Below are 13,986 nucleotides of genomic sequence, written 5' to 3' on the forward strand. Positions count from 1 at the left end.
GTACGATTTCAATTATCCTGCCACTTATCATTTTTGACAAATTGTCGGCATCATTTAGTCTTTTCCTCCCAACATACCTTTCAATTTATCCATCAATCCACCACCACTAAGTAAAGAACTTGCATCGCTCAAATCTACTTTACCATCATGATTTTGGTCCAATACACCTGAAAATTTGTTCAAAATATCTTGCAAGCCACCACCTTCGCCACTTCCCAATTTGGATTTTACCATATTGAAAATAGATGGAATAATTGAACTTAAAGCACCTGATTGATTAGCTAAACCAAATTTTTGTGTGATATTTTGTACGAAATTTCCGGAGATCTGCTGTACAGTTCCATTATTCTCTACACTTTCATTTCCAGAAAACAAATTGGTAAGACTTTGGAAATTACCAGACGAAATAGCGCCTTCTAAGCCCCCTTTGATAGAGTTAATCGCTTCGTTGACTACGCCGCTTTGATGTTCATTAGGTACGCCTTGATTGCTAGCAACTGTCTGACCTGCAACTTCTTTTACGGCATTGATAATAGATTCTAACATAAGTATTTATTTATAGGTTGTGAATACGACACATATAGGTTTGGGTATAGAAATCTCTTCTGTTTTCTTTGTTAATTTTCCTGTTTTTTTATCAATTTTAAATAGCTCCACAACATCTTGATCTCTAGATGCAGAGAAAAGCCAATTTCCATCTGGAGTCAAAGTGATATCTCTTGGATGTAATTTTACACTTACATTTTCTACTAACGCCAATTTTCCATCGGATAATACTTTAAAAATACTAATTGTATTTGTTTTTCCACGATTTGAAGCGTAAACAAATTTTCCATCTTTAGAAATTTTGATGGCAGAACTTCCCTTGTCATGATCAGGACTTTCTATATCTGTAGTAGTTAATGTTTGAATTTCTTTCAAATCACCTTTATTATAATCAAATGCCATCAATTTAGATTCCAATTCGTTCAAAACGTATACTTGTTTTCCATTTGGACTAAATACCAAATGTCTTGGTCCATATCCATCTGGAACTTTGAAAAAAGCTGGCGTACCATCAGAAATTGGTTGCGCTGCATTAGGATTAAAATTATATTTATATACACGATCTTCACCAAGATCAACAACAAATAAATGCTTTTGATCGGGAGCAAGCCATGTACTGTGAGCATGCGCATGATATTGATTTATATTAGGACCTTTTCCATAATGTTGAACCAATTGGTGTTGGTCCAAAATCTTACCATCTTCGCCCAATTTGTAGGTAACAAAACTGCCTCCTCCGTAATTGGCAACAAATACATTTTTATCGTCCTTATCTGTATTGACAAAACAAGGTCCGCCGCCAATACTTGGTTGGCTATTTAAAAATTCTAATTGATGTGTTTTTTCATCTAATTTGTACGCACTCACCGCTCCTTTATCTTTCTCTGCATCATTAATATCTTCATTTGCCACATATAAAAATTTGCCATTATCTGTAAAGTGCAAATAAGAAGGATTGAACGCTTCTGTCGTATTTAAAAACTTAAACGCTCCCGTTTTTGAATCAAATTCGTATAAATAGATTCCTTTACTTGCTGAATTGGTAGTGTATGTTCCAACACCTAAAAGATACTTTTGCGCCATTAAATTTGTTAAGATAAATGTCATTAAAAAAGTAGCAAACATGCATTTCTTCATTACTTAGTAGATTTGAGCTCGAAAGATAAGAATTATTATCTTTGCCCACATGCAACAGTATTTAGATTTATTAAAATATATAAAAGACAACGGTCACGAGAAAACGGATCGTACAGGCACGGGAACTTATAGCGTTTTTGGATATCAATTAAGATTTGATTTGCAAAAGGGATTTCCTTTGTTAACTACAAAAAAATTGCACCTAAAAAGTATTATTTACGAACTTTTATGGTTTTTGCAAGGCAACACCAATGTGGAATATTTGCATGAACATGGTGTAAAAATTTGGGATGAATGGGCAGATGAAAATGGAGATTTAGGTCCTGTTTATGGCAAACAATGGAGAAGTTGGGAAGGTGCAGATGGTAAAATCTATGATCAAATTACCGAAGCTATAAATACAATCAAAAATAACCCAGACAGCCGCCGTATTATCGTAAATGCATGGAACGTGGCAGATCTACCAAAAATGGCCCTTAGTCCATGTCATGCATTGTTTCAATTCTATGTAGCAGATGGAAAATTGAGTTGTCAATTATACCAAAGAAGCGCTGACGTTTTTCTAGGAGTACCTTTTAACATTGCATCGTATGCCTTGTTAACGATGATGATTGCGCAAGTTTGCGGATTAAAAGCGGGAGATTTCGTGCATACTTTCGGAGATGTGCATTTATATAAAAATCATGTAGAGCAAGCAGAAATTCAATTACAAAGAACACCCTTCTCTGCACCTACTATGAAAATTAATCCCGCCGTTAAAAATATTTTCGATTTCAAATATGAAGATTTTAAATTAGAAAATTACGAATCTTGGCCGCATATCAAGGCTCCAGTAGCGATTTAAGTTTTAGACAAACTTACCTATGACAAAATTGATTTTACCTACATTTAGACATTACTTATATATTCTTACCTTATGTGTTTCAAGTATATTTTTATTTCCCAATAAGAATATGCTTGCACAGACACATTTGCTTCCAATCAATCAACCAGAGCAAGATGCATGCACAGCAATCAATCTTTGTGGTACAACTTTTACATCTCCGTATTCTTATCAAGGAATTGGCGCGCAATCCGACTTACAAAATACGCCCTGTGGATCAGGAGAAGCAAACTCTGTTTGGTTAAAATTTACAGTAAAATCTGCGGGGAATATTGTCTTTCAAATTAAACCTATTGACACAGGTGATGACTATGATTTCGCCGTTGTAAAAAGCGACAATTGTGGACCATTTACTGAAAGTCAAGTTGTTCGCTGTAATTTTAATAACAATCTACCAGGAAGCAACATTAATGGCATTGTAGGTCTTAGTTTAACAAGTACAGAACCCTCAATCCAAGGAGGGACTACCGGTCATAGCTTTGCACAATACATTGATGCGTCAGCTGGGGACGTTTATTATGTAATGATAAATAATTTTGGGAAAGGTACATCTGGCAATGATATTTCTGCAGGATTTTCCATTGACTTTACTGGAACTACTGCGATTTTTGAAAATACGTCTGATCCTACATTAGGAACTGCGCAACTAAATCCTTCTAATGGAAAACAATTAACTGTGCAACTTTCCAATTATGCACTTTGTAATTCTATTGCTGCCAATGGTTCAGATTTTTATATTGCAGACCATCCAGAAATAAAAATTTTGAGCGCGTATGGTGTTAATTGTACCGAATCCACTGGATATACCAGTAGCATTGTACTCACTACAGATAATTATCTTCCAAATGCGGACTACACCATCAATTTACAAAAAGGAACGGATGGCAATACAATTATTGGTCTTTGTGGAAATGAGACTTTACCAACTGACAAAACTGCGTTAACTATTGCGCAAACTCCATTTGGGAATTTAATTCCTACGTTTATTAGTTGTGATAAAATACATGTCAAATTTCCCATCTCAATTGATTGTCAAACTATAAAAACAGACAAAAGTCAATGGATTTTAAATGGACCAGGCAATCCACAAATAACTCAAGTAACTAAAAATTGTACAAATAATCAAACTACCGAGATCACATTGCAATTATCCAGTCCCATTAATGACACAGGAAAATATAGTTTACAAATGGTCAATTCAGATTTCAATAATAGCATCATTTCTATTACAGGCAGTCAATTATCATCTGACAGTGTATTTTATTTTTCCAAATTTGATTTTGAAACGATAACAATTCTTCAAGATAGTGTTCTTTGTAGGTTTGGAAATACAACAAAGCTTTCTGCACTAGATCAAAATAAGTCATTTAATCATTTTACGGACTATAATTGGACGGTTGAAAACAATACTGGAATTTTAAATGATCAATTAGACAATAGGATAAACTTTCTTATTCAGAAAAGTGATGCCATTGTAAATTTGGAAATTTTAGATGATAAAAATTGTTTAATCAACGCGTCCATTCAATTGGATACGATTACAGACAGAGTAAGATTTACTCCATCACAAACGACAATTTGCTATAATGATTCTATAACATTCAAATTATCAAATAATTATTCTTCCACCAATTGGTTTGTAAATAATTTGGATTCTTTGTATAGCACAACTTCAAATTGGATATACCATCCTACGCAAAATGGAAATGAAGAAATCTTATTAATTACCAAATCCAATAGTGGTTGTACCGATACATTGTCCACAAATATTACGGTCAAACCAATTCCTGATCTACAACTAGCATTTACTGACAAAACCATTCAATATGGGAAAATAACACAACTCATTGCTAGCGGAGCAGATAATTATATTTGGTCACCTAACATTTACATAGATAATATTTATAGTAGCCATCCAAATATTCAACCCGAAAAAGACATCGTTTATTTAGTCAAAGGGGGCGCTTCTAACGAATGTTATGACACAGCATCAGTACATATCAACTTAGACATTTCAAGATATTCCTTTATTCCAAATGCCTTTACACCTAATGGTGATGGCAGGAATGATTATTTTCGACCTAAAATCTTAGGAAACTTCACACATTTTCAAGTAATCATATTCAATCGCTGGGGACAAAAAGTATTTCAGTCAAATAATCCAGACAATTATTGGGATGGTACTATAAATGGAAAAAAGGCTGACGCGGGCACTTATATTTACAATTGCACGTTTCAGCCAGAGGGAAAAAATCTTATTACAGAAAAAGGCACTTTAGTATTAATTCGTTAAACTATTTCCTTTTCCATACTTGAAAACTATACGGATCTGTATTTTTTTCATCCTTTGGAAAATCTTGACTCGACTCTAATACCCATTTTTTCTCATCCAATTCAGGAAAAAAGGTATCGCCATCTTCAACAACTTTATGTACACGAGTGAGAAGAACCTTATCTACTTTTGGTAATAGTTGTTTGTAAATTTCTCCTCCACCAATGATATAGAGTTGTTTATAGTTTTTCTCTTTCGCAATAAAAATTGCGTCATCTAAACTATTCACGACCACTGCACCATCAAAAGCCAAATCTTTATTTCTTGATAAAATAAAATTAAATCTACCAGGAAGCGGCTTGCCATGACCGAAAGATTTAAAGGTATTCGTACCCATCAAGACGGGCATACCCCAAGTCATATTTTTAAAATAACGCAGATCAGAAGAAAGTGACCAAGGCATATCACCATTGCGACCAATTACATTATTTTCTGTTGCCGCAACTATAATTATTAATTCCATAATTTCATTATTTAAATAAAGATTCTGCAATCGCAATATTTTCTGGTTTACCTACATCAACTAAATTATAGTCTCCAGGATCAAATGATTTAATAACGCTCTTCACCGCTAAATCCAAATACAGATCTATAATCGAAAATTTGCCGACTTTTCTAATTAAAGGAAACATAACGTCACTAATTACATGTACGCCACTGAATGCCTTTGGGATATATTCTTTCGCACCTTTCGCAATTTTTTTCTCCCCTGTATTTACATTTTCCCAACCAGCCAATTCATTATTTTCATTAAATAAAAGATGGCGAGTACTCGTACGATTGCTTGTAGCCAATGTTGCTAAGGCTTTAGATTCTTTATGACTTGCGATCATTTTATCCAAAGGTAAATCAGTTAAAATATCTGCATTCATCGCTACAAAAGCCCCATCTCCTTTCAACAAACTTTCTGCTTTTTTCAGTCCGCCGCCAGTTTCTAACACTTGACCTGATTCATCCGAAAAAGTTACTCTACTGCCCCAACCAGCATTTTCAGCAACCTCATTTCTAATTTGATCTGGGAAATGATGAATATTGACAACTACATCAAATATTCCATAGCCTTGCAAATATTCTATCGTTCGCTGTAGTAAAGTTTTACCATTCACTTCCGCCAATGCTTTTGGATGATGATCGGTCCACGGTTTTAATCTTGTACCCAAACCAGCCGCAAAAATCAATGCCTTCATGTATATTTATAGTTTGAATATTTTTAATTTATTTCACCCAATTTTGCCTGTTGCTATGATTGGCTAGCACTTTGAGTTTGTATTTATTCCTTAAGTGCCTTGCCGTTTGTTCAGCGGCAAACACACTACGATGTTGACCTCCAGTGCATCCGAAATTGATTTGCAAATTTTTAAATCCACGTTCCAAATAATTTTCAACAGAAATATCAATCAGATCAAATACACTATTCAAAAATGTATTCATCTTTGTTTTTTGCTCTAGAAAATCTTGTACAGGCTTATCCAAACCGCTTAATTTTTTATATTCATCAAAACGACCAGGATTTAAAATTCCACGACAATCAAATATAAATCCACCACCATTATCGGAATCGTCCGAAGGCAGACCTTTTTTATAAGAAAAACTATTCACCTCAACGACTAATGGGGTTGTCTCATCCGCTTGAATACATTCAAATTGTTCTATAACTTCATCTGAAACTATAATTTTGAGCATTCGGTCAAATTCTGGCAAATCTATCCCTATCAACCGATTCTCTACAAACCATTTCAGATTACGCAATGCTAATGGAATACTCGTTAAGAATTGTGCTTTTCTTTCAAACAACCCTCTAAATCCGTAAGCACCTAACACTTGCAACAATCTTATTAGAACAAATCCTTTGTATTGATTGATAAATAATTCCTTATCGACATCGTGTGATAATAATTCACTAGCATAGCCAAAATAATCATTGAGCAAGGAAGATTTCCACTCATCACTCAATTGAGCTCTTGCCTGCCAAAGTAGAGATGCCGCATCATATTGCATCGAACCTTTCATTCCTCCCTGATAGTCAATAAAATATACTTCTCCATTATTGACTATAATGTTCCTACTTTGAAAATCGCGAAACATAAAATATTTGAATCGTGATTGACGTAAAAATACCGCCAAAGCCTCGAAATCATTGAGCAACGCCTGTTTATCATAGGGCTGCTTCAGCGTATCTAAAAAATAATATTTGAAATATAAGAGGTCACTTAATATCGCTTCTTTACCAAACTCTCGTGCAGTCAAACATAAATTATAGTCCAAACCAGCGTCTCCCAAAATTTGAAACTTAGCCAATGCTTGCAAACTTTTTTTGTATAGTTCGTACACTTCAGGACATTTTCCTTTCGATTCCAATTCATCAATCAAGGATATTTTACCCAAATCTTCTTGTAAATATATGGTATGACTATCATCCATAGTGTAAATCTCCGGCACCGGCAAACCTTTAGATTTAAAGTGCGAAGTAAATGTAATGAATGTATCATTTTCCTGAACATTGATATTATAGGTTGCTATCACCGTTTTATCATTATCAAAAATTCTGAAATATACACGGTCGCTCCCACTCTGTGGCAGTTTTTCAATTCGGCTTGCATTTTTCAAAAAACGTTGTTGATACAAGGCATTTATTCTATCAATAAGTTCCATATTACTAATCTTCTTATAAATTGGGTAAATTTAGACAAATATTTTTCTTTCTTTGTATAAATGACAAACTTGATATATGTCCACGGAAAATAAATATACAAATAAGTTAGTAGATGAATCTAGCCCATATCTATTGCAACATGCGCATAATCCGGTAAACTGGTATCCTTGGGGCGAGGAAGCATTAGAAAAAGCAAAAACAGAGAATAAACCGATATTATTAAGCATAGGTTATGCAGCCTGCCATTGGTGTCATGTCATGGCGCATGAGAGTTTTGAAAATGAAGAAACCGCTCACATAATGAATGATTGGTTTATCAATATAAAGGTCGATCGCGAGGAACGTCCTGATCTGGATCAAATATATATGGATGCGCTACAAGCCATGAATGGCAATGGAGGTTGGCCTTTGAATGTATTCCTCACTCCCGAATTAAAACCTTTTTATGGAGGCACCTATTTTCCGCCACAAAGAATGTATAATCGTCTGAGTTGGACAGAATTATTGGCAACGATTCATGATGCTTTTTACAATCGAAAGGATACCGTTGATCTACAAGCAAATAATTTGATGCAACATTTACAAACGGCCAATACAATCGGTACTCCTCGTTCCAATCCTGGGATATTTTCACAAGAACATTTAGATGCTTTACATGACGAGATTCAACGTGTCTTTGATAGTGAATGGGGCGGTTTTTCTCAAGCACCTAAATTTTTACAAACGTTTTCTCTTCTTTACGAATTACGACATTATTATTATAGTCAAGATGTGTCCGCATTAAATGCAGCAACTTTCAGCTTGGATAAAATGATTGCTGGTGGCATTTACGATCAGATTAGAGGTGGCATTTCACGTTATAGTACAGACAAAAAATGGCAAGCACCCCATTTTGAAAAAATGTTATACGATAACGCATTATTTATATCTACACTAAGTGAGGCATATGCATTAACCAAAAATAAAAACTATAAATGTATTATTGAGCAAAGCATTGCATTTATAAACGCAGAATTGAGGTCAGAAAATAACGGATTTTATAGTTCTATTGATGCAGATAGTGAAGGTATTGAAGGGAAATTTTACACTTGGACACGTAAAGATATTGCGGACGTTTTAGGAGAAGATACGGATATGTTCTGTAAAATTTTTGATATATGGGAAGAAGGAAATTGGGAGCATACAAATATCCTATGGAAGCCGGAACGTTTAGAAAAATTTGTAGTTCAATTAGGAATTCCATTAGAGGATTTAGAGATGAAGATTCGTGTTTGTTCGGATAAATTACTATCGGTTAGAAATAAAAGAATCAGACCGGCAACAGATGACAAATTCATTTTATATTGGAATGCTTTAATGATCAAAGCGCTGTGCCAAGCTGGAAATGTTTTAAAAAACGAAAAATATATTGAGCAAGCAATTCTGTCTATGGATTTCTTGGAAAATAATTTTATTCAAAATGATCAATGGTTACATAGTTGGAAAAACAATTCGGGAAAAATATTTGCTTTTTTAGATGATTATGCATCGCTCATCGACTGTTATATTCATTTACACGAATCCACTAACCATTTGGAATATTTGAATAAGGCTATAAAATGGGTAGGATATGTAGAGAAAAATTTTAGTTCTTTGAGTACGCTATTTTTCTATACATCCAAAAGTCAAACCGATATAGTTCTCAGAAAAAAAGACATTTACGATAGTGCAACCGCCTCAGGCAATGCCATCATGGCAACCAATTTGAATTATTTAGGAAATGCATTAGACAAAAAAGAATGGAAAGAGCGCGCCGCTCAAATGTTATTATCCATTGGCGGCGGGATTGTACATTATCCCATTTCATTTGGACAATGGGCTTTGTTATTACAAACAATTACCAAAGGATATAATGAAATCGCTATAGTAGGAGAAAACTATAAATCTGTTATAAGAAATATCAATGAAATCTACATCCCAAATAAAATATTATTTGGTGCGATAACAGGAATTAATAAATATCCACTTTTAGCAGACAAATCAACAAAGGATGAAACTTTAATTTATTTATGCGAAAACTATAATTGCAAAACTCCCGTCAAAACAATAGAAGCATTTAAACAAATATTACCTAACTATACTTCGGCATAAACATTTTTCAAAGATTCCTCTTCAGCAATCGTTCGAGTAGGTACGCCATCTACATAATGCCATTTCACTAGTCGAATCTTTCCTTCTTGTATTTCGATACCGGTAATCGTACCATCAGAGTAGCAACAGCAACCGGTATTGAAATAAGAAGGTTTCATCGTCATAAATTCGCTACTCAAAATATCATTGTCCTTTGCACGGTAAGGTATTTCATTCATAATTTGAGAGATGGCATCCGTATCGTTTTTTTCCTTTGCACGAAATAACTGCAAGTATAGTCGCTCTATATGTGTTAATGATTTGAATACGGGTTGATGTGTATGTCCCGTTATTAAAATCATTTTCTCCTTATTTTTACTCCAATTATACATAATCGAATTATGCACAGATTTTAGCCATTGAGAACTTGCAGGACTATTTATATTTATTTGTAAAAATGCTTGCAAAGGCCCCCAAACTGAAGATACAAACCAACGACTTAAAGGATTACCGTCACTTTGTTTATCGCCTTGATGTCCATGTGCACAAAAAATAGTCAATCGTCCATTGTCTTCTATTTGTACATTTAAACGTACGGCTTCATAAATAGGAAAATTTTGATAGTATAGTTTCTTTAAATTGATATTAGCATTATGAATCAAACTCCAATACAAATCATGATTGCCAAATACTTTGAATAGTTTATTTTTTTGAACAAATTCTCTTTCAATTTTGAAAGCATTGGGATGTCCTTTTTCTACAGATTGAAGTGGAAATTTCCATAGTTCTTCACAATCTCCTAAATTAATGAATGAAGCATCTAACCGATTATAGTACTCCAATGCAGCAATATAATTTTTCTCTGCAGACACAAAATCATCCGCACCATTTCCATTCCCTTTATGTTGATCACTAAAAATAACCACTAAATCATTTGGTCTAACATTCAAACTGATACAATTCTCAGCGTTATCATTTTGAGAGGTTGAATACAATTTATCCAAAGCGGCGAAAACCTCTCCTTCTTTTGGATTGGCTCCAAATAGTTTACTAATCGCCAATGCGGGCTTTCGTAGTAAAAATCTCATTACATTTCCAAACACACTCATACTTTCCTTTTCTCCTATAAAAATACTTGAAATATAATTGTAGTTACATAATTGTAATATTTAGAAACAATATAATAACATAAAAAAGCCCACAAGTAAACTTGTGGGCTTTTTAAATATTTGAATAATTATTCCTTATTTAAACAAAGGAAATAATTCTTTTGCCAAATTAACCATTTTCTTAATACCATCATCAGGTAATTTACCCGCTTTGAAATCTGCTAATACATCAGGTAATTTTGAATCCATTTCCATCAAGAATTGTTTTTCAAAATCTCTTACTTTATTTACAGGAACTTCACGCAATAAACCTTTTGTACCTAAATAGATCATCGCAACTTGTTTCTCAACAGTATATGGAGAGAACTGCGCTTGTTTCAAAATTTCCACGTTACGAGCACCTTTATCCAAAACTAATTTAGTTGCAGGATCTAAGTCTCCACCAAATTTAGAAAACGCTTCCAATTCACGATACATCGCTTGGTCCAATTTCAAAGTACCAGCAACTTTTTTCATGGATTTAATCTGAGCGCTACCACCTACACGACTTACGGAGATACCTACGTTGATCGCTGGACGGATACCAGAGTTAAACAAGTTACTTTCCAAGAATACCTGACCATCTGTGATGGAGATAACATTTGTAGGAATATACGCACCCACGTCACCAGCTTGTGTTTCAATGATTGGTAAGGCTGTTAAGCTACCACCACCTTTTACAAGATGTTTCATTGATTCTGGTAAATCGTTCATATTCTTAGCGATTTCATCATTATTGATGACTTTCGCAGCTCTTTCTAACAAACGGCTATGCAAATAGAATACGTCTCCAGGATATGCTTCACGACCAGGAGGACGACGAAGTAACAAAGACACCTCACGATATGCAACTGCTTGTTTGGATAAATCATCATAAATGATCAATGCAGGCAAACCCCTATCACGGAAGAACTCACCAATCGCTGCACCAGCAAATGGAGCGTAGAATTGTAATGGAGCTGGTTCAGATGCAGTAGCAGATACGATAACCGTATAAGGCATTGCACCATTTTCTTCCAATGTTTTCATTACAGATGCAACAGTAGACGCTTTTTGTCCAATGGCAACATATATACAATAAACTGGTTTACCAGCTTCGAAAAATTCTTTTTGGTTGATAATAGTATCAATACAAATAGCAGTTTTACCTACTTGACGGTCACCAATAATCAACTCACGTTGTCCACGACCGATTGGAATCATCGCATCAATTGCTTTGATACCAGTTTGCAATGGTTCTTTTACTGGCTCACGGAAGATAACACCAGGAGCTTTACGCTCGATAGGCATTTCATAAGTTTCTCCTACGATTGGACCTTTACCATCGATAGGTTGACCTAATGTATTTACAACACGACCTAAAAGACCGTCACCAGCTTTGATAGAAGCGATCTGACCAGTTCTTTTAACTTTATCACCTTCTTTGATAGCGTCACCTTCACCCATCAATACCACACCCACATTTTCAGCTTCAAGGTTTAAGGCAATAGCTTTTACACCATTTTCAAACTCAACCAATTCACCAGAAGATACGTTATTCAAACCGTAAACACGAGCGATACCATCACCCACTTGTAATACAGTTCCTACCTCTTCTAATTCCGTAGTTGTATCAAAGCCGCTTAATTGCTGCCTTAATATTGCGGAAATTTCATCAGGCTTAATCTCTGCCATATTTTATAGTTTATACTTTCCTTTTGGAAATAATTTTAAGAAATATATTAAATAGCTGCTACTAAATTATTGTTTTGAAAAATCAATTTCAAATCATTCAATTTCTTAGATACACTAGCATCAATTAGATTATTATTAAATTCTAATATGAAACCACCAATGATAGACGGATCAATTTTAGAAGTCAATTGTATGCTTTTGAATCCTGCTTCTTGCTTTAATTTATCAATAATACTGTTTTGCAATGCAGCATCTATCGGCAATGCCGTAGTCAAAGATACCTCGTGGATACCTTTTAATTTGTTGTATTGCTCTACATAAGCCCCAGCGATTTGAGCTAAATAATTGGCGCGATTTTTCTTTAAAACCAAAGTTATAAATGCCCAACTTTGTTGTGAAACATTCGCCTTAACGACTGCAGATACAGCGGCAAGTTTTTTGTCTTCACTGATGATTGGACTCGCCAAAACATAGTCAAATTCTTTACTAGCTTTGCAAAGTTCAATGATATATTGCATATCCGTATAAGCCGCATCTAATTGATTTTGCTGTTGGGCAAATTCAATCAAGCTTTTTGCATATACATTAGCTAAACGAGGATTACGCATTCTGTTTTAAAATTCTAGTTGTAAAATTATCCAATTACAGGAGAAATTAGTTCAATTTAATTTCAGAAGTCAATTGGTTAATATAATTTTCTTGTTGGCTTTTATCAGCCAATTCTCTACCGATTACTTTTTGAGCAATTTCCAATGCGATGCTACCTACTTGATTTTTTACATCAGCAATAGCTGCATTTTTTTGTGCGGTAATCGCTTGTTGTGCTTCAGAGATCAATTGTTCTTTTACACGTTGACCTTCTGTTTGTGCTTCGGAAATGATACGCTCTTTACTAGCATTTGCATCTTTCAAAAGATTTGCTCTTTCTTCGATTGCTTTTGCCAATAATGCTTCGTTTTCAGATTTCAAGCTAGCCATTTCAGACTTTGCTTTTTCAGCTGCTGCAAGAGCATCTGCGATTCCAGATTCACGTTCATTTAACGTCTTCAAGATGGGTTTCCATGCAGCAGCTCTTAAAATAAGCAATACAATCACGAAAGCGATCAAAGAGTAAAGAACGATACCTAATCCAGGATTTAATAATTCCATATTATATTTTTTCTTCTTTTGTAAGAATAAGCTGAAAAAAGTAAAAATTTACCGTATCTCCGCCCTGTGCTTTGATACGGCAAAAATTTTGCAGTAATTATTTCAATACTGCTAATAAACCTGCGATAACTGCGAAAAGGGCAACACCCTCGATGAACGCAGCAGTCAAGATCATGCTACCACGGATATCGCTAGCAGCTTCTGGTTGACGAGCGATGCTTTCACATGCGCTTTTACCGATCATACCAATACCAATACCAGCACCGATTGCAGCAATACCTGCACCGATTGCTCCACCTACAGGAGCTGAACTAACAGCTTGTAACAATGTGTTTAACATACCAATTGTTGTTTA

At 34.7% G+C, this 13,986-nt stretch carries 13 protein-coding genes; 3 read left to right on the plus strand and 10 right to left on the minus strand.

The window, feature by feature from the left end; translation table 11 throughout:
* Positions 1–54: 54 nt before the first annotated feature.
* Positions 55–546 (minus strand): DUF937 domain-containing protein, encoded by a 492-nt coding sequence (locus tag E0W69_RS14340; protein ID WP_131330745.1) that lies wholly within the window; start codon positions 544–546, stop codon positions 55–57.
* 6 nt (positions 547–552) lie between these two features.
* On the minus strand, positions 553–1,629 hold the full coding sequence (locus tag E0W69_RS14345) for a lactonase family protein (RefSeq protein ID WP_191967858.1): 1,077 nt from the start codon (positions 1,627–1,629) through the stop codon (positions 553–555).
* A gap of 103 nt (positions 1,630–1,732) precedes the next feature.
* On the opposite strand from E0W69_RS14345, the gene E0W69_RS14350 reads away from it, so the two are divergent.
* Both E0W69_RS14350 and E0W69_RS14355 read left to right on the plus strand, forming a co-directional pair.
* Complete coding sequence (locus E0W69_RS14350; RefSeq protein ID WP_131330747.1) at positions 1,733–2,527, plus strand: thymidylate synthase; 795 nt, start codon at positions 1,733–1,735, stop codon at positions 2,525–2,527.
* A 19-nt stretch (positions 2,528–2,546) separates the two neighbouring features.
* Positions 2,547–4,859, plus strand: coding sequence for a gliding motility-associated C-terminal domain-containing protein (locus E0W69_RS14355; protein ID WP_131330748.1), 2,313 nt, complete (start codon positions 2,547–2,549; stop codon positions 4,857–4,859).
* 1 nt (position 4,860) lies between these two features.
* Here the strand turns inward: E0W69_RS14355 and E0W69_RS14360 are convergent, their stop codons facing one another.
* From E0W69_RS14360 to E0W69_RS14370, 3 genes are read right to left on the minus strand one after another with little or no spacing between them, the layout of a single operon-like run.
* The gene (locus E0W69_RS14360; protein ID WP_131330749.1) at positions 4,861–5,361 is read right to left on the minus strand and encodes a dihydrofolate reductase; all 501 of its coding nucleotides are present in this window, start codon (positions 5,359–5,361) and stop codon (positions 4,861–4,863) included.
* A 7-nt stretch (positions 5,362–5,368) separates the two neighbouring features.
* Positions 5,369–6,085 carry a sugar phosphate nucleotidyltransferase gene (locus E0W69_RS14365; RefSeq protein WP_131330750.1) on the minus strand — a complete coding sequence of 239 codons (717 nt, stop codon included), beginning with the start codon at positions 6,083–6,085 and terminating at the stop codon, positions 5,369–5,371.
* Between the two features lie 28 nt (positions 6,086–6,113).
* The gene (locus E0W69_RS14370; RefSeq protein ID WP_131330751.1) at positions 6,114–7,550 is read right to left on the minus strand and encodes a RapZ C-terminal domain-containing protein; all 1,437 of its coding nucleotides are present in this window, start codon (positions 7,548–7,550) and stop codon (positions 6,114–6,116) included.
* A 76-nt stretch (positions 7,551–7,626) separates the two neighbouring features.
* Here E0W69_RS14370 and E0W69_RS14375 point away from each other — a divergent pair, with 76 nt between their 5' ends.
* Positions 7,627–9,681, plus strand: coding sequence for a thioredoxin domain-containing protein (locus tag E0W69_RS14375; RefSeq protein ID WP_131330752.1), 2,055 nt, complete (start codon positions 7,627–7,629; stop codon positions 9,679–9,681).
* On the opposite strand, the gene E0W69_RS14380 is transcribed toward E0W69_RS14375, so the two are convergent.
* The 5 genes from E0W69_RS14380 to atpE all read right to left on the minus strand — a co-directional run bounded on the left by E0W69_RS14380 (position 9,666) and on the right by atpE (position 13,971).
* Entirely contained in the window at positions 9,666–10,769 is a 1,104-nt protein-coding gene (locus E0W69_RS14380; RefSeq protein WP_131330753.1) for a metallophosphoesterase, read from the minus strand. The two genes, E0W69_RS14375 and E0W69_RS14380, sit on opposite strands and share 16 nt — an antisense overlap.
* 135 nt (positions 10,770–10,904) lie before the next feature.
* Complete coding sequence (gene atpA, locus E0W69_RS14385) at positions 10,905–12,482, minus strand: F0F1 ATP synthase subunit alpha (RefSeq protein ID WP_131330754.1); 1,578 nt, start codon at positions 12,480–12,482, stop codon at positions 10,905–10,907.
* Positions 12,483–12,529: 47 nt separating this feature from the next.
* Positions 12,530–13,090: an ATP synthase F1 subunit delta gene (atpH, locus tag E0W69_RS14390; protein WP_131330755.1), complete on the minus strand. Its 561-nt coding sequence runs from the start codon at positions 13,088–13,090 to the stop codon at positions 12,530–12,532.
* Between the two features lie 46 nt (positions 13,091–13,136).
* The gene (atpF, locus tag E0W69_RS14395; RefSeq protein WP_131330756.1) at positions 13,137–13,631 is read right to left on the minus strand and encodes a F0F1 ATP synthase subunit B; all 495 of its coding nucleotides are present in this window, start codon (positions 13,629–13,631) and stop codon (positions 13,137–13,139) included.
* Positions 13,632–13,728: 97 nt separating this feature from the next.
* Entirely contained in the window at positions 13,729–13,971 is a 243-nt protein-coding gene (atpE, locus tag E0W69_RS14400) for an ATP synthase F0 subunit C (protein WP_191967859.1), read from the minus strand.
* Positions 13,972–13,986 lie beyond the last annotated feature (15 nt).

It is taken from the genome of Rhizosphaericola mali, assembly GCF_004337365.2.
Lineage (GTDB): Bacteria > Bacteroidota > Bacteroidia > Chitinophagales > Chitinophagaceae > Rhizosphaericola > Rhizosphaericola mali.

Excerpts from the sequence above, each read along its gene's own strand:
- E0W69_RS14340 (WP_131330745.1), bottom strand. The coding sequence starts at position 546 with ATGTTAGAATCTATTATCAATGCCGTAAAAGAAGTTGCAGGTCAGACA.
- E0W69_RS14345 (WP_191967858.1), bottom strand. The coding sequence starts at position 1,629 with ATGGCGCAAAAGTATCTTTTAGGTGTTGGAACATACACTACCAATTCA.
- E0W69_RS14350 (WP_131330747.1), top strand. The coding sequence starts at position 1,733 with ATGCAACAGTATTTAGATTTATTAAAATATATAAAAGACAACGGTCAC.
- E0W69_RS14355 (WP_131330748.1), top strand. The coding sequence starts at position 2,547 with ATGACAAAATTGATTTTACCTACATTTAGACATTACTTATATATTCTT.
- E0W69_RS14360 (WP_131330749.1), bottom strand. The coding sequence starts at position 5,361 with ATGGAATTAATAATTATAGTTGCGGCAACAGAAAATAATGTAATTGGT.
- E0W69_RS14365 (WP_131330750.1), bottom strand. The coding sequence starts at position 6,085 with ATGAAGGCATTGATTTTTGCGGCTGGTTTGGGTACAAGATTAAAACCG.
- E0W69_RS14370 (WP_131330751.1), bottom strand. The coding sequence starts at position 7,550 with ATGGAACTTATTGATAGAATAAATGCCTTGTATCAACAACGTTTTTTG.
- E0W69_RS14375 (WP_131330752.1), top strand. The coding sequence starts at position 7,627 with ATGTCCACGGAAAATAAATATACAAATAAGTTAGTAGATGAATCTAGC.
- E0W69_RS14380 (WP_131330753.1), bottom strand. The coding sequence starts at position 10,769 with ATGAGTGTGTTTGGAAATGTAATGAGATTTTTACTACGAAAGCCCGCA.
- atpA (WP_131330754.1), bottom strand. The coding sequence starts at position 12,482 with ATGGCAGAGATTAAGCCTGATGAAATTTCCGCAATATTAAGGCAGCAA.
- atpH (WP_131330755.1), bottom strand. The coding sequence starts at position 13,090 with ATGCGTAATCCTCGTTTAGCTAATGTATATGCAAAAAGCTTGATTGAA.
- atpF (WP_131330756.1), bottom strand. The coding sequence starts at position 13,631 with ATGGAATTATTAAATCCTGGATTAGGTATCGTTCTTTACTCTTTGATC.
- atpE (WP_191967859.1), bottom strand. The coding sequence starts at position 13,971 with ATGTTAAACACATTGTTACAAGCTGTTAGTTCAGCTCCTGTAGGTGGA.